This window comes from Rhodococcus sp. NPDC006774 (assembly GCF_040636045.1).
Classification (GTDB): Bacteria; Actinomycetota; Actinomycetes; order Mycobacteriales; family Mycobacteriaceae; genus Rhodococcoides.
This window is the reverse complement of record NZ_JBEYIW010000006.1, coordinates 110,357-128,714: the sequence shown is the minus strand read 5'-3', so window position 1 is coordinate 128,714 and position 18,358 is coordinate 110,357. Positions and strand designations below refer to the sequence as shown.

The window sequence follows — 18,358 nt, the reverse complement described above, 5'->3', positions numbered from 1 at the left end:
GACGCTCAGCCGGGATCGGCCGGAATCAAATTGGTTCCGAACGCGCACACCGTCATCTCGTGCAGTCCGGCGCTGTCGTTCGGATGCTCGAGCGCCTGCATCGACATCAGGACGTTGAGCAACATCCCGTGCGCGATGAACTGCCGTGCCTGATCCTCGGAACAACCTGTGCCCTCACGTATCCGGCTGTAGATGGCACCCATTCCCTCCCGGGCCGCCCGGCCTATCTCGGGTACCGAGCCTGCGCCGAATCCGTGCATCATCACCATCAACAGGTCGCGATCGGCCACCAGATCGGCGTAGGCGGAACCGAGATCTGCCCAGGTGCTGTCGTCGTCGGGGTCGAGCGGGCCCGCCGCCAGCACGGCATCGAACGCGGCCATGATGCCGTCGACCGAGCGTTGGAACACCAGTCGAAACAACTCGACCTTGGTGCCGAACATACGGACCACATACGGCTGAGAGACGCCCGCTTCCTTCGCCACGGCGTCGGTACTGGTGCCGGCGTAACCCCCGCGCGCGAACGCGCGCATCGCCGCGTCGAGGACGAGCTCTCGGCGGTCGGCCGCATCCATGCGGGTGGCTTTGGGCTTGGGCGCTGACGGGTCGGACATGTTGACAGGTTATCAGTCGATAACTTACGGTCTCCGATAAGTAATCATTCGATGCTTACAAGCGTGAGACGGGACGACCGCAATGACCGCCACAGCCTCTCCACCAGCAATGCAGCCCGCCACTCGGAACGTTCCCGTGTGGCTCGGCATCCTCGCAGCTTCCCTGCCGATGTTCATGGCAACCCTGGACAATCTGGTGATGACCAGTGCACTCCCGGTCATCCAGCAGGACCTGAACGCCTCCGTCGGACAGCTGCAGTGGTTCCTCAACGCGTACACCCTCAGCTTCGCCACCTTCATGCTGACGGCGGCGACGCTCGGCGACAGATGGGGCAGACGCACGGTGTTCCTCGGTGGGATCACGGTTTTCACCGCCGCCTCCGTGGCCAGCGCGCTCGCTGCGAGTCCAGCGATGCTCATCGCGGCGCGTGCCGTGCAGGGAATCGGTGCAGCCGCGATCATGCCGTTGTCCCTGGCGTTGCTCGCCGCGGTGGTGCCGGTGGGTAAGCGCGCAATCGCGATCGGGATATGGGGTGGAGTCTCCGGACTCGGCGTCGCGCTGGGACCGGTGGTCGGCGGAGCCGTCGTCGACGGGATTTCCTGGCAGGCGATCTTCTGGATCAACGTTCCGGTGGCCCTCGTCGCAGTTCCGCTGGCGTACGTCGCGCTGAAGGAAACAGCAGGGCGCATCCAACCGCTCGATCTGCCCGGCGTCGTCCTCGCAGGCGGCGGTGTCTTCCTCCTGGTGTGGGCGGTGGTCCACGGCAACGACGAGGGGTGGGCGTCGGCCACGGTGCTCGCCGGCTTCATCGGCTCGGCGGTGCTGCTCGTCGCGTTCGTCCTGCGCGCCTCGCGCACCCGGCACTCGGTACTGCCGCTCGCACTCTTTCGTTCGCGCAGCTTCACCCTCGCCAACATCATCGGAATCACGTTCTCGCTCGGCATGTTCGGGGCGGTGTTCCTCCTCGCGCAATACCTGCAGATCGTGATGAACTACACGCCGTTCCAGGCAGGCCTACGCACGCTGCCGTGGACTGCAGCACCGATGGTGGTCGCACCGATCGCAGGTCTGCTCGCCGAGCGCGTCGGACTGCGCGGCTTGTTGGTCGGCGGCCTGTCGCTGCAGTCGGTCTCGCTCGTGTGGATGGCGCTGATTCTGGGACCCGACACCGAGTATTCGTCGATGGTCCCGGCCCTGCTGATGGCGGGCGTGGGCATGGGGCTGACGTTCGCTCCGTCCGCCACGGCAGTGCTGCGGGACATGAAGGACGACGATCACGCCACCGCGAGCAGTGCGAACTCCACTGTGCGAGAGGTGGGTATCGCGCTCGGCATCGCGGTACTGACAGCGGTGTTCATCGGAGCCGGTGGATCACTGACACCCACCGGTTACACCGACGCCTTGGCACCCGCTCTGCTCGTCGGCGCTGGCGCAGTGGCGATCGGACTGGTGGCGGCGCTGTTCATGCCGGGGCGTTCCGTCGGACCGGAACAAGCGCTCACGGTTGGCCGGGAAATGCCGTCGACGACGGACTGACGCCCAGAATCTGCTGCCACGTCGCGAGGCGAACCGCGGCGTCGGTCAGCGCCTGCACCCCCATGTCGCGGGTCGCTCCCGACCGGCTGCGTTCGATCAGCGAACGCCACGCGATACTCGTGTCGATCTCGGCCTGCGCGGCCAACTGTGCAGCCGAGATCGCGTCGGTCACCGGGAACGGGGACGCATATGCCGGATCGGGCAGCGGCACTGTGACACTCGCCGCCTGGAGTGCATCGATGGTCGCGTCTCGGCGGGCGCGGTGAGCGGCAGTGTTCGACGCCACCACGTCGGCGCGCGTGGGGTTGGAGAACGCCGCGACGACGCCGTAGGCGAACACCGCCGCGTACTCGGCATGCAGTGCATCCACGAGGCCTTGCTGTTCCGGGCCGAGATCGCTCATGCCAGAACCACCAGGGCCGAGACCGTGCACGAGGCACTGATGGAACCGAGAAGGCCTGCCCGGTAACCGCTTTCGTTACGAGCGGCATCTGCTGCGCTGCGAGCGGAGGCAGTCAACATCTCCCGTACGGCGGCGAGATCGGGCGGCGGCGTCGTGGGAGCGGGTGTCGTGGTGGCCGTCGCCGACGACGTCTCGGTCGAGGCACCGGTGGCGCGTGCGATCTCGGTGTCGAGCGCTTCGGCGTGCTCGGTGCGCTGCGCCGCGACGATCCCCAGTGCGGCTGCGTAGTCGGTGATCACCGTCGCGGCCGCGGTGGCATCTGCGGCATCGGCGCGGGCAGCGCGCAACTGCGCTGTGAGGGTGTCGAGGGCAGGACCCGAGATCGTCTCCTGGCCGCAGGCCGCAACAGTCGACACGGTGGCCGCGGACAGAGCTGCGACACCGGCGAGTCGGAACAACCCGCGGCGATTGAGCGCGAAGGGGACGGTCGGCGTTGGCACTCCGATATCGTGCCAGACCGCAGCGCTCGCACGATCCGCGCCCGCGTGTCGCGTCGGCCGATCGTGGTCACGAGCACTGTCTGCGGGGCGGTAGGCTGTTGGTTCACCAAACGCAGTCCGGCTGCCGTACGCCGGATCGCCCACAACTACACACGAGGAGTTCGCGACATGCCTGTTCCGTCCAAGGAAAGGGTTGTCGAACTGCTCGCCGACCTCGTTCGAGAACGGGGCTACGACCTCGAAGACGTGAACGTCGTCGCCGCAGGCAAGCACAGTGCAGTGCGGATCATGGTCGATCGCGAAGAGGGAATCGACCTCGACGCGCTCCCGGAACTGAGCCGCGAGATCTCCGACGCCTTCGATGCCGTGACGGATTTCGGGGAAGCTCCGTACACGTTGGAAGTCACCACCCCCGGAATCGACCGCCCACTGACCGAGGCACGGCATTGGCGTCGGGCCCGCGGACGCAAGGTGCGCATCGAACTCGCCGACGCCAAGTTCGACGGTCGCGTCGGTGTACTCGACGACGATTCGGTCACCGTGGTGATCAAGGAGAAGGGTGTGCTGTCGACCCGCTCCGTCGCACTGTCCGATGTTGTGAAAGCTGTTGTACAGGTGGAGTTCTCGCGGCCCAGCGCCGAAGAGATGGACCTGGCGGGTGGCGTGGTCGGCAGCAGGCCGTCACCCGCGAACACCGATGAGATCGTGGACGTGGAAGCACCGGAAGAAGGGTCGGACAAGTGAATATCGACATCGCCGCATTGCGTGCCATCGAGGCGGACAAGGGAATTCCGATCGAGATGGTGATCTCGACGATTCAGACCGCATTGCTGACGGCCTACCGGCACACCGAGGGGCACCAGTCCAACGCGTGGATCGACGTCGATCGCAAGACCGGCTCCGTTCGCGTGATGGCCAAGGAAATCGACGCCGACGGCAATGTGATCTCCGAGTGGGACGACACCCCGGAAGGCTTCGGACGCATCGCGGCGACCACGGCGCGTCAGGTCATCCTGCAACGCCTACGCGACGCCGAGCACGAGCGGTCGTTCGGCGAGTACTCCACCCACGAGGGTGAGATCGTCAACGGTGTCATCCAGCGCGACACGCGGGCCAACGCCAAGGGCACCGTCATCGTGCGCATCGGCAGTGACGCCAACGGAGCCGACGGCCTCCTGCCGCCCGCCGAGCAGGTACCGGGTGAAAGCTACGAGCACGGCGAACGCATCAAGTGCTACGTCGTCGGAGTCGCCCGGGGCAACCGGGGCCCGCAGATCACGCTGTCGCGCACCCATCCCAATCTGGTGCGCAAGCTGTTCGCCCTCGAGGTGCCCGAGATCGCCGACGGATCGGTCGACATCGTGGCAGTGGCCCGCGAGTCGGGGCACCGCTCCAAGATCGCCGTCGCGTCCACCGTGTCCGGTCTCAACGCCAAGGGCGCCTGCATCGGACCGATGGGGCAGCGCGTGCGCAACGTGATGAGCGAACTGGCAGGCGAGAAGATCGACATCATCGACTTCGACGAGGACCCGGCCACCTTCGTCGGGAATGCTCTGTCCCCCTCGAAGGTTGTGTCGGTGACCGTCGTCGACGCAGCTGCTCGTGCGGCCCGTGTCGTCGTTCCCGAGTACCAGCTCTCTCTGGCCATCGGGAAGGAAGGGCAGAACGCTCGACTGGCCGCTCGGTTGACCGGTTGGCGCATCGACATCCGCAGTGATGCGGCGGCACCCGAGACGACCAGCGCGTAGGGCCGGAATGCGGAGTTCGGGGCAATACAGCGGTAGAGTGGTCGATGGTTCGGTAACGACCTCTTCGCTCAGAGGCATGAACGCGAGTATCCGGTAGTGACAAGCCGGCCGATTCGTACATGCATCGGGTGCAGGGAGCGAGTGCCGGCCACCGATCTGTTGAGGATCGTGGTTCGAGAAGCTGGTTCGCACGAATTCGCTCTCGTCCCCGACATCCGGCATTCGATGTCCGGTCGTGGTGCGTGGTTGCACTACAGCCGAGAATGCCTGCACAATGCGGAACGACGCCGAGTCTTCGGTCGCGCGTTTCGGATATCGGGAAATGTGGAATCGTCCGCAGTGACAGCCGTGCTCGACGAGCACGAACAGCTGCAGGCCGAGGACACGACAAGAGCAACACCCGTCGACAAGAACAGGCAACAGCACTGATGAGCACACCGTGAAGCACCAACGATGAACGTCCATCGGAGATAACCCGAGGTCGTGCGGGCACCAAGCCTCGCTCGGCCTCTCAGTGAGGAGAGCAGTGGCAGGCAAGGCCCGCGTGCACGAGTTGGCAAAAGAACTCGGTGTCACCAGTAAGGAACTACTCGCACGGCTCAAAGAGCAAGGCGAGTTCGTCAAGTCCGCATCATCCACAGTCGAAGCCCCCGTGGCACGTCGACTGCGTGAATCCTTCCCGTCCGAGAACGCGGACGCGTCGGCACCCGCCGCAGCTGCACCGAACGGTCGCGCAGCGGCCGATCGCGCAGCAGGCAGCACGGCGAAGCCGGGCGCAGTGAAACCGGGCGGACCCCGTCCCGGCCCCAAGCCGGTACCGCGTCCGGCAGAGCCGGAAGCACCCGCAGCACAAGCTCCCGTGGAGGCAGCACCGGCTGCACCCGCAACTCCGGCTGCCGCACCGGCTCCGGCCCCGGCCGCGCCCACCCCGGCGCCGGCCGCTCCGGTCGAACAGGCTCCGGCCGCGTCGGCCACCACCAGCGACGCTGCACCCGCCCCGGCAGCTCCCAAGCCCGCAGGTCCCGGCCCCAAGCCCGGCCCGAAGGCTCCGCGTGTCGGTAACAACCCGTACTCCTCGGCTCCCGTGGAGCGACCGGCTCCCCGGCCCGCTCCCGGTGCTCCGCGTCCCGGTGGCGGACGACCCGCTCCCGGACAGGGTGGGCCTCGTCCCGCAACACCGTCCGGTGGCAGTCGTCCGGCTCCCGGTCAGGGTGGGCCTCGTCCCGCACCGGGCCAGGCCGGACCTCGTCCGAGCCCCGGCTCTATGCCTCCTCGCCCCAACCCCGGTGCCATGCCGACCCGTTCGGCACGTCCCGGCCCCGCAGCAGGTCGTCCCGGTCGTCCCGGTGGCGCTCCGGGCGGACGCCCAGGCGGCGGCGGTGGCGGTGGCTACCGCGGCGGCGGCGCTCCCGGCGCTCCCGGTGGTGCCCCCGCAGGCGGCGCTCCCGCAGGTGGTTTCCGCGGTCGTCCCGGCGGCGGTGGACGCCCCGGTCAGCGCGGCGCAGCAGCAGGTGCGTTCGGTCGTCCCGGCGGAGCAGTTCGTCGTGGCCGCAAGTCGAAGCGGGCGAAACGCGCCGAGTACGAGAGCATGCAGGCTCCCGCAGTCGGCGGCGTCAGGCTGCCCCGCGGCAACGGTGAGACCATCCGTCTCGCCCGCGGCGCATCGCTGTCGGACTTCGCGGACAAGATCGACGCGAACCCGGCCGCACTGGTGCAGGCCCTGTTCAACCTCGGTGAGATGGTCACCGCGACGCAGTCCGTCAACGACGAGACGCTGGAGCTTCTCGGCGGCGAGATGAACTACGTCGTTCAGGTCGTCAGTCCCGAGGACGAAGACCGTGAGCTGCTCGACTCGTTCGATCTCACCTACGGCGAGGACGCCGGCGGCGAGGACGATCTGGAACAGCGTCCCCCGGTGGTCACCGTCATGGGCCACGTCGATCACGGTAAGACGCGACTGCTCGACTCGATTCGTAACACCACGGTGCGCGAAGGCGAGGCAGGCGGAATCACGCAGCACATCGGTGCATACCAGGTGCTGACCGAGCTCGAAGGCAACGAACGTCTCGTCACGTTCATCGACACCCCCGGTCACGAGGCCTTCACGGCCATGCGTGCCCGTGGTGCCAAGGCCACCGACCTCGCGATCCTGGTGGTCGCAGCCGACGACGGCGTCATGCCGCAGACGGTGGAGGCCATCAACCACGCCCAGGCAGCCGACGTGCCGATCGTGGTCGCGGTGAACAAGATCGACAAGGAGGGCGCGAACCCGGACAAGATCCGGCAGCAGCTCACCGAATACGGTCTGGTCGCCGAGGAATACGGCGGCGAGACGATGTTCGTCGACATCTCCGCCAAGCAGGGCACCAACATCGATGCCCTCCTCGAAGCGGTGCTGCTGACGGCCGACGCGTCGCTCGACCTGCGCGCCAACCCGGACATGGACGCTCAGGGTGTCGCCATCGAGGCGCACCTCGACCGTGGTCGTGGCCCGGTCGCGACCGTGCTCATCGCTCGCGGAACGCTCCGCGTCGGTGACTCGATCGTCGCCGGTGATGCATACGGACGTGTCCGTCGCATGGTCGACGAGCACGGCGAGGACGTCACCGAAGCGATGCCGTCTCGTCCCGTGCAGGTCATCGGCTTCACGTCGGTGCCCGGTGCAGGCGACAACCTTCTGGTGGTCGACGAGGACCGAATCGCTCGACAGATCGCCGACCGTCGAAATGCGCGCAAGCGCAATGCTCTGGCAGCCAAGAGCCGCAAGCGCATCAGCCTCGACGATCTCGATGCAGCTCTGAAGGAGACTTCGCAGCTCAACTTGATCCTCAAGGGTGACAACTCGGGAACCGTGGAAGCGCTCGAAGAGGCGCTGCTCGGTATCGAGATCGACGACGAGGTCGAACTGCGCGTCATCGACCGCGGTGTCGGCGGCGTGACGGAGACCAACGTCAACCTGGCGTCGGCATCCAACGCGATCATCATCGGCTTCAACGTTCGAGCGGAGGGCAAGGCCACCGAGCTGGCCAACCGTGAAGGCGTCGACATCCGGTACTACTCGGTGATCTACCAGGCCATCGACGAGATCGAGAAGGCCCTCAAGGGCATGCTCAAGCCGGTGTACGAGGAGGTTGCCCTCGGGCAGGCCGAGATCCGCGCGCTGTTCCGTTCCTCCAAGGTCGGAAACATTGCCGGTTGCCTCGTCACCTCCGGTACGATCCGTCGCAACGCCAAGGCACGACTCATCCGAGACAGTGCCGTTGTTGCGGAAACCGTCACGATCTCCTCGCTCCGCCGCGAGAAGGACGACGCGACGGAGGTCCGTGAGGGCTACGAGTGTGGTTTGACGGTGACGTACTCCGACATCAAGGTGGGCGATGTCATCGAGGCGTACGAACTCCGTGAAAAGCCGCGCGACTAGAACAGGTGCGGAGCCACTCGGCTCCGCATCCGGTCGCGTCGGCTCGGTGGTGAAGCCAGGGGAGTGACACTGCGCTCCGACTTTCGAGCCGGTGGTGGTACGACATATGTACCACCACCGGCTTTGTCGTCGAAGCTGATCGAAGGACGTCAGCGTGTATCTGGGTGCTCTGGAGTTGGACGTGTTGTTGGGGGATGTGCGTTCGCTCGCCGAGAAGCGGTCGATGATGGAACCGGTCCTCGGTGATCTGCAACGGCTGGGTGTCTCCGCTGCCGAAACGGGTGAGCGAGAACGTATTCGGCGATCCCTGCTGGGGGTTGCCGCGGCCGGTACCGATGTCGACCTGTTGCACGACAAACTGGACGAGTGCGAACGGCATGTCGCCGAACGCCACGATCTGGAACTGTTGGCAGTACGCCGGAGAATCTTCGGACCCGAGGATTGATCCGGGATGTCCGCCGAGCACTGCTCGGCAGGCGTGAAGTGCACAACCGCCGCTACGTCGTATCGAAATCGACGTTCGGCCATGAAAGAGGAGTGTGATTGTCGTGGTGGATCAGGCCAGGGCTCGTAAGTTGTCCAAGCGAATCGCCGCAATCGTTGCAACGGCGATCGATCACGAGATCAAGGATCCACGGCTGGCATTCGTGACCATCACCGACACCAAGGTGACGGCCGACCTGCACGACGCCACGGTGTACTACACCGTGATGGGTGAAGACCTCGATACGCCGCCCGATCTTCAGGCGGCCGCGGCAGGACTCGAGAAGGCCAAGGGCGTGCTGCGCTCGAAGGTCGGAGCCGGGACGGGTGTGCGGTACACACCGACCTTGACGTTCGTGACCGACACGGTGCCCGACACCGCGCGCCACATGGAAGACCTTCTCGAGCGTGCCCGCGTGGCCGACGAGGAACTGGCCCGCGCCCGTGCGAACGCCAAGCCCGCCGGGGATCCGGACCCGTACAAGGCTCCGCGCGAAGTCGCAGACACAGATGGTCATTCCGCAGGCTCCACTCCTGCACTGGATGGTCATTCCGCAGGCTCCACTCCTGCACTGGGTGGTCATTCCGCAGGCTCCACTCCTGCAGACGTCGAGCCCGCCGAAGCCGACTGACATGTCCGATGGTTCGGGGTCGGTGCCGGAGACCGACGAGGATTTGGCGCAGGCGATCGAGATGCTCGAACGTGCATCCTCGGTGACCGTGCTGTGTCACGTCCAGCCCGATGCCGACACGATCGGCAGTGGGCTCGCGCTCGGTTCGGTGCTCGAACGTCGCGGCGCGACCGTCCAGGTGGCGTTCGCTGCACCGGCGTCCCTGCCGGAGTCGATGGACGAGTTGCCCGGTAGGCATCTTCTGGTCGACGCCGACCGGGTCACCGAGACCGTCGACCTGGTGGTCACGGTCGACGCCGGAAGTCGGGGTCGGTTGGGTTCGTTGGGCGACCGGCTCGATACGGCGTCGGCCAGCCTCGTCATCGATCACCACCGCAGCAACACTCGCTTCGGAACGCTGAACGTGGTGCATGCATCCGCCGAGTCCACCACCGCCGTGATCGCGCGTCTGCTCGACCGGTGGGGCGTCGAGATCGACGCCGATCTCGCCCACCTGCTGTTCGCGGGCTTGGTCACCGACACCGGTTCGTTCCGCTGGGTTCGCCCGGGTTCTCATCTGCTGGCCGAGAGACTGTTGGCCACGGGGATCGACGGCGCTCACATCGCCCGCAAGCTGCTCGACACCCACCCGTTCGACTGGCTGCCGATGCTCGGGTCCGTGCTCGGTTCGGCATCCTTGATTCCCGACGCAGCCGGCGGGCGAGGGCTGGTGTACGCCGTCATCCGGAGCGAGGATTCCGCTGGACTGCGGTCCGAGGAAATCGAGAGCGTGATCGACATCGTGCGCACCACCTCCGAAGCAGAGGTGGCCGCAGTGCTCAAGCAGCAGGACTTCGGCTCGGTCTGGGTGGTCTCCCTGCGCTCGAAGACCGAGGTCGACGTCTCGGCGGTGGCATGCGAACTCGGCGGCGGCGGGCACCGCAACGCGGCCGGCTACACCGCGACCGGCGATCTGCCCGACGTGATCGAGGCGCTGCGCGGGGCACTCTCGGCGTCGTGAGCTCCACTCCGGTCACCGCTCGAAAGATTCTCGGCCTGTCGCTGCCCTCCCTCGGTGTCCTCGCCGCCGAACCCCTCTACCTGTTGTTCGACGCCGCCGTGGTCGGCAGGCTCGGTGCCTTGGCGCTCGCGGGTCTGGCGATAGGCGGACTCGTTCTGGCCCAGGTCAGCACCCAGCTCACTTTTCTGTCCTACGGCACGACCGCCCGTGCGGCTCGCATGCACGGTGCCGGTCGCGAGCGTGATGCCGTCGGTGAGGGTGTGCAGGCAACCTGGTTGGCCTTCGCGATCGGCATCGTCATCGTCGCGGTGATGCAGCTCGCGGCCGAGCCCGTGGTGTCGGTGCTGACCGGCGGCGGTGACATCGCCGCCGAGGCCGTCGCGTGGCTGCGGGTGGCTCTGCTCGGTGTGCCGTTCATTCTGGTGTCGCTGGCCGGAAACGGATGGATGCGCGGAGTCCAGAACACGGTGACACCACTGCGTTTCGTCGTGTTCGGCTTCTCAGTGTCGGCGGTGTTGTGCCCACTTCTGGTTCATGGGTTGCTCGGATTCCCACGGCTGGGGCTGGTGGGATCGGCTGTGGCGAACGTGATCGGTCAGGGCGTCGCCGGTGCGCTGTTCGTCGTCGCAGTCGTGCGGGCGAGCACCGAATTGCGACCGCGCTGGTCGGTGATGCGCGCGCAACTGGTGCTGGGCCGCGACCTGATCGTGCGGAGTCTGGCGTTTCAGGCCTGCTTTCTGTCCGCTGCTGCGGTGGCGTCGAGGTTCGGCGCGGCCTCGGTCGCCGCCAACCAGGTGGTACTGCACATGTGGAACCTGGTGTCGTTGATGCTCGATTCGCTGGCAATCGCCGCTCAGACCCTGGTCGGAGCGGCCCTCGGCGCGAGCAGGATCGAGGATGCGCGCGCCCTCGCGTGGCGATTGACGGCATGGTCGACGGTGTTCGCGGTCGTCCTCGCCTGCGTGTTCGCCGTCGGGCGATCGTTCGTTCCGGATCTGTTCACCACCGACGCGTCGGTCATCGACGAGATGCACGCGATCTGGTGGATCTTCGTCGCGATCATCCCCATCGCCGGGGTGGTGTTCGCGTTGGACGGTGTGCTGCTCGGCAGTGGTGACGCTGCCTTTCTGAGGAACGCGACCATGGCCTGCGCCGTCGTGGGTTTTCTGCCGTTCATCTGGTCGGCTCTGGTGTTCGACTGGGGGTTGGTCGGGATCTGGACAGGGCTCGGCGTCTTCGTTGCCCTGCGCATGCTCGCCGTCGCGGGCCGGGTGCTGTCCGGTAAGTGGCTGGTGATCGGCAGCGACCGCCAACTACGCCACTGACTATCGTTCGGGCTGGGACGGTAACGCGGGGTGCAGTGCCACCTCGTGGCTCTTGACGACGAAGAACACCCGGCGTCCGGGCTCGAGCCCGAGATCCGATACCGCTGCCGGGGTGATGTCGGCGGCCATGCCGGGAGACCCGTCGGGTTGCGGACGTGACCTGACACGGATGCCGGAGCCCTGTACCTCCATCTCCTCGATCGCCACCTCGAACACGTTGCGGGGGCTGGCGTGCGGTGCAGTCGGGTGTACCGACACGGCGGCGGGGGAGAAGACCGCCACCAGTGGAGTTCCGGTGGCGTGCCGCCCGGAGCCGTGGACCGTCACTCCCCAATTCGTATTCAGGGAGGTCGAGTCGTCGGCGTCGACAGCCCGTCCCGAGAGCAGGTTCACCCCGGCGATGCGGGCACCGAATTCGCTGCGAGGCGCGGTCAGGACCTCGGTGACCGACCCGCGCTCGACGACGCGTCCACCGTCGACGACCACGACGGAATCGGCGAGTGCGACGACGTCGAGCAGATCGTGGGTCACGATCAAGGCCGTACGCCCGCTCTCGCGCAGCACTGTGCGCAGCACTCGCCGAATGCCCGGTGCCGTATCGACGTCCAGCGCGGCCAGGGGTTCGTCGAGCAACAGCAGTCGTGGATCGGCCGCAAGAGCACGCGCGATGGCGATACGTTGAGCCTGACCGCCGGACAGCTGCGCAGGGCGGCGATCGGCCAGGTGGGAGGCTCCGACCGCGTCGAGCCAGGTATCGGCCACGGCTCGCGCGGTGGCGCGGTTCGCGCCGGTGCTTCGTGGTGCGAAGGCCACGTTCGCGCGAGCGTCCATGTGGGGAAACAACAGAGCTTCCTGAGCCAGGGTCGCGACGCCCCTGGCATGAATCGGCACGACGGTGTTCGAAGCGGTGTCGGTCAACACGTCCTCGCCGAGTCGGACGATTCCGTCGTCGGGTGCCACCACGCCGGCGACGATCTGCAGCAGTGTCGATTTGCCTGCCCCGTTCGGCCCGAGGACCGCGACCGTCTCTCCCTCCCTGGCGTCGAGTTCGAGATCGATTGCGCGGACGCCGAGGGTGGCCCGGAGGTACAGCGAGTTCACAGCGTTCCCGACGATCGAGTGCCGCGCGCGGTCACGACGACGAGTGCCGCGACGAGAATCAGAACCATCGACAGCGCCACGGCGGCATCGGGGTCGCTCTCGCGCTGCAGATAGATCTCCAGCGGCAGCGTCCTGGTCACGCCCTCCAGGGAGCCGGCGAAGGTCAACGTCGCTCCGAATTCTCCGAGTGCGCGAGCGAAGGCGAGAACGGTTCCTGATATCAGTCCGGGAAGTATCAGCGGAACGGTGACTCGCCGTAGGACGGTGGTGGGGGTGGCACCCAGGGTTGCAGCCACCACGTCGTAGCGGTCACCGGCCGTGCGCAACGCGCCCTCGACACTGACGACGAGGAACGGCAACGACACGAACACCTGCGCCAACACGACGGCCGAGGTGGTGAACGCAATCCGAATCCCGAACGCATCGAGATGTTCGCCGAGCAGCCCTTGGCGTCCGAAGGTGTAGAGGAGCGCGATGCCGCCGACCACCGGGGGCAGGACCAAGGGCAGTACGACGAGCGAGCGAAGGATCGAGAGCCCTCTGATCGAGCTGCGTGAGAGCACGACGGCCATCGGCACGCCGAGAAGCACACACACCACGGTGCTTGCCGTCGCCGTCTTCAGGCTGAGAACCAGCGCTGCGACAGCGGATTCGGAGGTGACGAGGCCGAGAAAATTCGACCAATCGATGCGGGTGAACATCGCGGCCAGCGGCAACACGACGAGTAGTGCGCCCACGGCGGCCGGTGCGAATATCCACAGTGGTACTCCGACGGTCGGACGGGGCCCGGCCGAGGACCTTCCGCCTTCGGCGACTCGAGCGGTCACGGTGCGGCGAAGCCGGCTCGACCGAGTACGTCCCGTCCGACGGGTCCGGTGACGAACTCGGTGAAGGCGCGAGCTGTGTCCGGGTTGCCGGAACCGGCCAGTGTCGCGATCGGGTAGGTGTTGACGGCCTCGCTCGACTCCTCGAAGGGCACCGCGGTCACGGCCTCGCCTGCCCCGGCAGCGTCGGTGACGTAGACCAGCCCGGCATCGGCCTGCCCCGAGGTGACCTTGCCCAGCACGTCGGTGACCGAGGATTCTTCGCTCACGGCCGGGACGGAAGTGCCGGTTGCAGTTTCGACCGAGGCCGTCGCCGCGCCGCACGGCACCTGGGGTGCGCAGATCACCGTGAGAACGTCGGGATTCGCCAGATCGGCGAACGATGTGATGCCGTCCGGGTTTCCGGGGGCGGTCACGATGGTCAGAGTGTTCGACGCGAAGTCGACGGGATCGCCCGCAACCAGGCCCTCGTCGACCGTCTCGGTCATGTTCTTCGTATCCGCGGAGGCAAAGACGTCGGCAGGAGCGCCGGAGATCAGCTGCGCGGCCAGATCGGATGAGCCCGCGAAGCTGAACTCCACCGAGGTGCCGGGGTGTTCGGCCTCGAATCGAGTACCGAGATCGGTGAACGTCGCGCGAAGCGATGCCGCGGCGAAGACCGTGATCTCTCCTCGGACCGCGCTACCGTCCGAGGGTCCATCGGGCGCGGTCGAATCGGACTGCGCACTGCACCCGACCAGAATCAGGGTGGCTGCAATCACGAGCGCGGATACCGAGTGCACTGTCTTCACGAACATCTCCTGCGTTCTAGGGTGTCTCGACGATGACGGTCGTGGCCTTGACGACGGCGGTGGTGACCTTGCCGGGCTCGAGCCCCAGTTCACGAACCGATCGGGTGCTCATCAGGGACACGATCGTGAACGGCCCGCACTGCATGCTCACCTCGCTCATCACCGCGTCCGAGACGACCTCGGTGACCAACCCCACGAGTCGGTTGCGGGCAGAGCTGCCGCCCGGCGAGATCTCCGGTGGGGGGACGGCGTGTTCGCGTGCATAGTCGGCGAGGTCGCGGCCGGCGATGACCTTGCGCCCGGTCTCGTCCTCGAGCGCCGGGAGCGCTCCGCTGTCGATCCATCTGCGCACGGTGTCGTCACTGACACCGAGGAGTGCCGCGGCATCTCGAACGCGGACCGGGGGCACCGTCATCGAGACGCCACCCGAGCAATCATCCGCAAACAAGTCATGAACGGCACCATATACCCGAATCTGCGGGTGTTTCGACCCAATCCTGTTTTCGGTGAGCCGTACCGTCCCACCGTCGACCTCGGTGCCACTTCACCCCGCCCGGATACGTCGCGGAATCTGCATGGAGTATTGGACGTTGGTACGTTCTCGGACGGTTCTGGCGATTCGACGCCGGCGGCCGAGCGCATCGGAAGGAATTTTCAGTGGCAGCGAAGCTGTGGGCAGTGAGCGACATTCACGTCGGACATCGGGGCAACCGGCCCGTGACCGAGGACATCTTCCCCGAATCGCCCGACGACTGGCTGATCGTCGCCGGTGACGTGTCGGAGAAGACCGACGACATCAAGTGGGCGCTCGAACTGCTCCGTAGCCGTTTCGCGAAAGTCATCTGGGTTCCCGGAAACCACGAGCTGTGGACGACGGTGAAAGATCCCGTGCAGATCCACGGTGCTGCTCGATACGAGTACCTGGTGAACCTGTGCCGCGAGATCGACGTCGTCACCCCGGAGGACCCGTATCTGCGGTGGGAGGGGGAGGGAGGCCCGGCGACGATCGTGCCGATGTTCCTGCTCTACGACTACACGTTCCTGCCGCAGGGAGCGAGAGACAAGGAACACGGACTGGCGATCGCACGCGAGAAGAACGTCGTTGCCACCGACGAGTTCCTGCTGTCCTCGCAGCCGTACGCGACGCGAGATGCCTGGTGCCACGCGCGGATCGACGCCACCCGGGAGCGTCTCGATGCGTTGGACACCTCCGTTCCGACCGTGTTGATCAACCACTTCCCGATGGTCCGGCAGCCCACCGAGGTGCTGTTCTACCCGGAGTTCGCGCTGTGGTGCGGGTCCACTCTGACGGCGGATTGGCACACGCGGTACAACGCGATCTGCTCGGTGTACGGGCACCTGCACATCCCGCGGACGACCTATTACGACGGCGTTCGCTTCGAGGAGGTGTCGGTGGGTTACCCGCGTGAATGGCAGCGCCGCGGCCTGCCGAAGAACGTTCTGCGCCAGATTCTTCCGGTCCCCGAGTACCCGCCGGGCGCGTTGAACAAGTGGGGCGGGCACTTCACGGTGACGCCCGAGATGGAGGCAGAGGTAGAGAAGATGAGGGCAGGCAAGTGATCGAATCCATACTTCCCAACGGCGTCGTCTCGGCCGAATTGTTCGCGGACCCACCGGGTCTGACGCCGCATCCGCTCGAAGCCCCGCTGGTGGCCAAGGCGGTGGACAAGCGCAAACGTGAGTTCACCTCGGCTCGACACTGCGCGCGGGTGGCGATGGAGAAGCTGGGTGTGGAGCCGGCACCGATCATGCGCGGTAAGTCCGGCGCCCCGCAGTGGCCGAAGGGTGTGGTCGGATCGTTGACGCACTGCGACGGCTATCGCGGTGCGGTGTTGGCCTATTCGATGCAGGTGCGTTCGGTGGGAATCGACGCGGAGCCGCACGGGCCCTTGCCCGATGGAGTACTCGGGGCAGTGAGCCTGGAGGCCGAACGCGAGTGGCTCGCGACCGTGGGCCGTGAAGACGTGCACTGGGATCGAGTCTTGTTCTGCGCCAAGGAAGCGACGTACAAGGCCTGGGAGCCGTTGACGGGACGCTGGCTCGGTTTCGAGGACGCACACATCACCTTCGAACGCACCGGCTCCGGTGACGACATTTCCGGAACGTTCCATTCCGAGCTGCTGGTGCCAGGAGACACGGTGTCCGGACCGCCGTTGCGGGCCTTCGACGGTCGATGGATGGTTGCGGGAGGCCTGGTGATGACCGCGATCTCGGTGATGTGACGACCCGTTCCGTGAGCCTGGCACAATGCTCTCTCGTGAGTGCTCGCGAAAAGATTTCGTCCGGTCTCGTCGGTGCCGGCCTGCTTGTGGTCGACAAGGGGCCGGGAGTGACGAGCCACGATGTGGTGGCGTCGTGCCGAAAACTGTTGCGCACCAGAAAGGTCGGCCATGCGGGGACTCTGGATCCCATGGCGACCGGCGTGCTCGTGCTCGGCGTGGAGCGTGCGACCAAGATGCTCGGATTGCTCTCGCTGACCACCAAGTCGTACACCGCAACCATCCGGCTCGGCCGGAGCACGACGACCGACGACGCCGAGGGTGACGTTCTGGCCGATGTCTCGGCCGCGCATGTCACCGACCCCGAGATCTCGACCGCGATCGCCGCCCTGACCGGCGATATCGAGCAAGTGCCCGCCAGTGTCAGCGCCATCAAGGTCGACGGGCAACGTGCCCACAAATTGTCCCGCGCAGGTGAGGAGTTCACACTCGCCGCCCGCAAGGTCAGCGTCACCCGATTCGACGTGACGGCCAGGCGTGATGTGGTGGAGAACGAATCCGCGTTCGTCGACCTCGATGTCGAGGTGGACTGCACGTCGGGGACGTACGTGCGAGCCCTGGCCCGAGATCTCGGTGCGGCGCTGGGCGTCGGCGGTCACTTGACCGTGCTGCGCCGCACCCGCGTCGGTCCCTTCACCCTCGAGCATGCCCGGACACTCGAAGAACTGGCCGAGGATCCGGCCGTGAGCCTGGACATCGACCAGGCGGCGCGAACAGCCTTCCCGCACCGGCAGATCGACGCGGGTGAAGCGGAATCGTTGAGCCAGGGACGGTGGCTGGATCCGGTCGGAATCGACGGGGTGTACGCGGCGGTCGATCCCACGGGTCACACCATCGCTCTGCTTCAGGAGAAGGGCAAGCGCGCCAGTTCGGTCATGGTCGTGCGGCCCGCGACCTTGCGCGGGCACTGACGCGATCCCGGCGATCAGGTAGCCGGAACCATCCAGATCGCCTCGGCGGCGCGATGGCCCAGGTCGATGGAATCGGTGGCGTCGGTGCGGGCCAGCTCGATGGCGACGGTGCCGGCGTAGTCGCGTCGCTCGACCACCGTTATCGGCAGGTCCAGCGTGATACCGACGGAATCGAAGTAGCGGAGCATCGCCGGGTCGGAGTCGGAAATTCTGGCGACACGGCCGGACTGTCCGTCGAGGTACTCGCTCAGGCGGGTCGCGGACGGAGTCTCGATCGCACCGTCGACCGACGGAATCGGGTCGCCGTGCGGATCGCGTTCGGGATGGCCCAGTTTGGCGTCGATGCGATCCATCATCAGATCCGAGACGGCGTGTTCGAGGATCTCTGCCTCGTCGTGCACTTCGTCCCAGCCGTAACCCAGTTCGCGGACCAGATAGGTCTCGATCAGTCGGTGCCGACGCACCATGCCTATGGCAGCCAGGCGACCCTTCTCGGTCAGTGAGATGGCCCCGTAGCGGGCGTGGTCGACCATGCCCTGGTCGGCGAGCTTGCGAATCGCCTCCGACACCGTCGAGGCGGAGACACCGATGCGTTCGGAGAGCATCTTGGTGCTGACGGAGTCCTCGCTCCATTCGCTGGCCGTCCAGATGACCTTGAGGTAGTCCTGCGCAACCGCGGACAGCTGGACGCCCTCGTCGGCCGGTGCGGGATCGTCTTTTCGTTGCGCCACGTCGCCGAGCTTAGGCAATCCAATGGAAAAAGACATC

General features: G+C 66.3%; 20 protein-coding genes. 12 read left to right on the top strand and 8 right to left on the bottom strand.

Features of this window, described 5'->3' with window-relative positions; all coding sequences use genetic code 11:
• Positions 1–5 precede the first annotated feature (5 nt).
• Positions 6–614: a TetR/AcrR family transcriptional regulator gene (locus ABZ677_RS11520; RefSeq protein ID WP_358369373.1), complete on the bottom strand. Its 609-nt coding sequence runs from the start codon at positions 612–614 to the stop codon at positions 6–8.
• 82 nt (positions 615–696) lie between these two features.
• On the opposite strand from ABZ677_RS11520, the gene ABZ677_RS11515 reads away from it, so the two are divergent.
• Positions 697–2,151 carry a DHA2 family efflux MFS transporter permease subunit gene (locus ABZ677_RS11515; RefSeq protein ID WP_358369371.1) on the top strand — a complete coding sequence of 485 codons (1,455 nt, stop codon included), beginning with the start codon at positions 697–699 and terminating at the stop codon, positions 2,149–2,151.
• Here the strand turns inward: ABZ677_RS11515 and ABZ677_RS11510 are convergent.
• Positions 2,114–2,554 (bottom strand): ferritin-like domain-containing protein, encoded by a 441-nt coding sequence (locus ABZ677_RS11510; RefSeq protein ID WP_037189590.1) that lies wholly within the window; start codon positions 2,552–2,554, stop codon positions 2,114–2,116. The two genes, ABZ677_RS11515 and ABZ677_RS11510, sit on opposite strands and share 38 nt — an antisense overlap.
• Positions 2,551–3,054: a hypothetical protein gene (locus tag ABZ677_RS11505; RefSeq protein ID WP_358369368.1), complete on the bottom strand. Its 504-nt coding sequence runs from the start codon at positions 3,052–3,054 to the stop codon at positions 2,551–2,553. Before ABZ677_RS11505 ends, ABZ677_RS11510 begins: the two co-directional genes overlap by 4 nt.
• A 168-nt stretch (positions 3,055–3,222) precedes the next feature.
• Between ABZ677_RS11505 and rimP the strand changes: the two genes are divergently transcribed.
• The 8 genes from rimP (at position 3,223) to ABZ677_RS11465 (ending at position 11,663) form a co-directional block, all read left to right on the top strand.
• A complete protein-coding gene (gene rimP / locus ABZ677_RS11500; protein ID WP_037189589.1) occupies positions 3,223–3,798 on the top strand; it encodes a ribosome maturation factor RimP in 576 nt (191 codons plus the stop codon).
• On the top strand, positions 3,795–4,802 hold the full coding sequence (gene nusA, locus ABZ677_RS11495; RefSeq protein WP_037189588.1) for a transcription termination factor NusA: 1,008 nt from the start codon (positions 3,795–3,797) through the stop codon (positions 4,800–4,802). Before rimP ends, nusA begins: the two co-directional genes overlap by 4 nt.
• A gap of 96 nt (positions 4,803–4,898) precedes the next feature.
• Entirely contained in the window at positions 4,899–5,231 is a 333-nt protein-coding gene (locus tag ABZ677_RS11490; RefSeq protein ID WP_170946036.1) for a YlxR family protein, read from the top strand.
• Positions 5,232–5,328: 97 nt separating this feature from the next.
• Positions 5,329–8,223, top strand: a complete 2,895-nt coding sequence (gene infB, locus ABZ677_RS11485; protein ID WP_358369364.1) for a translation initiation factor IF-2 — start codon at positions 5,329–5,331, stop codon at positions 8,221–8,223.
• A 154-nt stretch (positions 8,224–8,377) separates the two neighbouring features.
• Entirely contained in the window at positions 8,378–8,668 is a 291-nt protein-coding gene (locus ABZ677_RS11480; RefSeq protein ID WP_032377081.1) for a DUF503 domain-containing protein, read from the top strand.
• Positions 8,669–8,771: 103 nt separating this feature from the next.
• Positions 8,772–9,338: a 30S ribosome-binding factor RbfA gene (gene rbfA, locus ABZ677_RS11475; protein WP_358369675.1), complete on the top strand. Its 567-nt coding sequence runs from the start codon at positions 8,772–8,774 to the stop codon at positions 9,336–9,338.
• Between the two features lies 1 nt (position 9,339).
• Positions 9,340–10,338: a bifunctional oligoribonuclease/PAP phosphatase NrnA gene (locus ABZ677_RS11470; protein WP_094634240.1), complete on the top strand. Its 999-nt coding sequence runs from the start codon at positions 9,340–9,342 to the stop codon at positions 10,336–10,338.
• On the top strand, positions 10,335–11,663 hold the full coding sequence (locus tag ABZ677_RS11465; protein WP_358369361.1) for an MATE family efflux transporter: 1,329 nt from the start codon (positions 10,335–10,337) through the stop codon (positions 11,661–11,663). The genes ABZ677_RS11470 and ABZ677_RS11465 overlap by 4 nt, the downstream gene beginning before the upstream one ends.
• Here ABZ677_RS11465 and ABZ677_RS11460 read toward each other — a convergent pair whose 3' ends face one another.
• From ABZ677_RS11460 to ABZ677_RS11445, 4 genes are all read right to left on the bottom strand, one after another.
• Positions 11,664–12,764, bottom strand: coding sequence for an ATP-binding cassette domain-containing protein (locus ABZ677_RS11460; RefSeq protein ID WP_358369358.1), 1,101 nt, complete (start codon positions 12,762–12,764; stop codon positions 11,664–11,666).
• Positions 12,761–13,591 carry an ABC transporter permease gene (locus tag ABZ677_RS11455; RefSeq protein ID WP_037189583.1) on the bottom strand — a complete coding sequence of 277 codons (831 nt, stop codon included), beginning with the start codon at positions 13,589–13,591 and terminating at the stop codon, positions 12,761–12,763. Before ABZ677_RS11455 ends, ABZ677_RS11460 begins: the two co-directional genes overlap by 4 nt.
• Positions 13,588–14,331: a molybdate ABC transporter substrate-binding protein gene (gene modA / locus ABZ677_RS11450; protein WP_358369672.1), complete on the bottom strand. Its 744-nt coding sequence runs from the start codon at positions 14,329–14,331 to the stop codon at positions 13,588–13,590. The genes ABZ677_RS11455 and modA overlap by 4 nt, the downstream gene beginning before the upstream one ends.
• Positions 14,332–14,395: 64 nt before the next feature.
• Complete coding sequence (locus ABZ677_RS11445; protein ID WP_094634245.1) at positions 14,396–14,794, bottom strand: TOBE domain-containing protein; 399 nt, start codon at positions 14,792–14,794, stop codon at positions 14,396–14,398.
• Positions 14,795–15,036: 242 nt separating this feature from the next.
• Here ABZ677_RS11445 and ABZ677_RS11440 point away from each other — a divergent pair, with 242 nt between their 5' ends.
• Genes ABZ677_RS11440 through truB form a run of 3 tightly spaced genes read left to right on the top strand, consistent with a single transcriptional unit; the run spans position 15,037 to position 17,590 of the window.
• Positions 15,037–15,960, top strand: coding sequence for a metallophosphoesterase (locus ABZ677_RS11440; RefSeq protein WP_032397841.1), 924 nt, complete (start codon positions 15,037–15,039; stop codon positions 15,958–15,960).
• Positions 15,957–16,622 carry a 4'-phosphopantetheinyl transferase gene (locus tag ABZ677_RS11435; protein ID WP_094634246.1) on the top strand — a complete coding sequence of 222 codons (666 nt, stop codon included), beginning with the start codon at positions 15,957–15,959 and terminating at the stop codon, positions 16,620–16,622. The genes ABZ677_RS11440 and ABZ677_RS11435 overlap by 4 nt, the downstream gene beginning before the upstream one ends.
• A gap of 35 nt (positions 16,623–16,657) precedes the next feature.
• The gene (gene truB / locus ABZ677_RS11430; protein ID WP_358369352.1) at positions 16,658–17,590 is read left to right on the top strand and encodes a tRNA pseudouridine(55) synthase TruB; all 933 of its coding nucleotides are present in this window, start codon (positions 16,658–16,660) and stop codon (positions 17,588–17,590) included.
• A 14-nt stretch (positions 17,591–17,604) separates the two neighbouring features.
• Here truB and ABZ677_RS11425 read toward each other — a convergent pair whose 3' ends face one another.
• Positions 17,605–18,339: a metal-dependent transcriptional regulator gene (locus ABZ677_RS11425; RefSeq protein WP_358369669.1), complete on the bottom strand. Its 735-nt coding sequence runs from the start codon at positions 18,337–18,339 to the stop codon at positions 17,605–17,607.
• Between the last annotated feature and the right edge of the window lie 19 nt (positions 18,340–18,358).

Coding starts and splice junctions, on each gene's coding strand:
- ABZ677_RS11520 (WP_358369373.1), bottom strand. CDS start 614: ATGTCCGACCCGTCAGCGCCCAAGCCCAAAGCCACCCGCATGGATGCG.
- ABZ677_RS11515 (WP_358369371.1), top strand. CDS start 697: ATGACCGCCACAGCCTCTCCACCAGCAATGCAGCCCGCCACTCGGAAC.
- ABZ677_RS11510 (WP_037189590.1), bottom strand. CDS start 2,554: ATGAGCGATCTCGGCCCGGAACAGCAAGGCCTCGTGGATGCACTGCAT.
- rimP (WP_037189589.1), top strand. CDS start 3,223: ATGCCTGTTCCGTCCAAGGAAAGGGTTGTCGAACTGCTCGCCGACCTC.
- ABZ677_RS11470 (WP_094634240.1), top strand. CDS start 9,340: ATGTCCGATGGTTCGGGGTCGGTGCCGGAGACCGACGAGGATTTGGCG.
- ABZ677_RS11445 (WP_094634245.1), bottom strand. CDS start 14,794: ATGACGGTGCCCCCGGTCCGCGTTCGAGATGCCGCGGCACTCCTCGGT.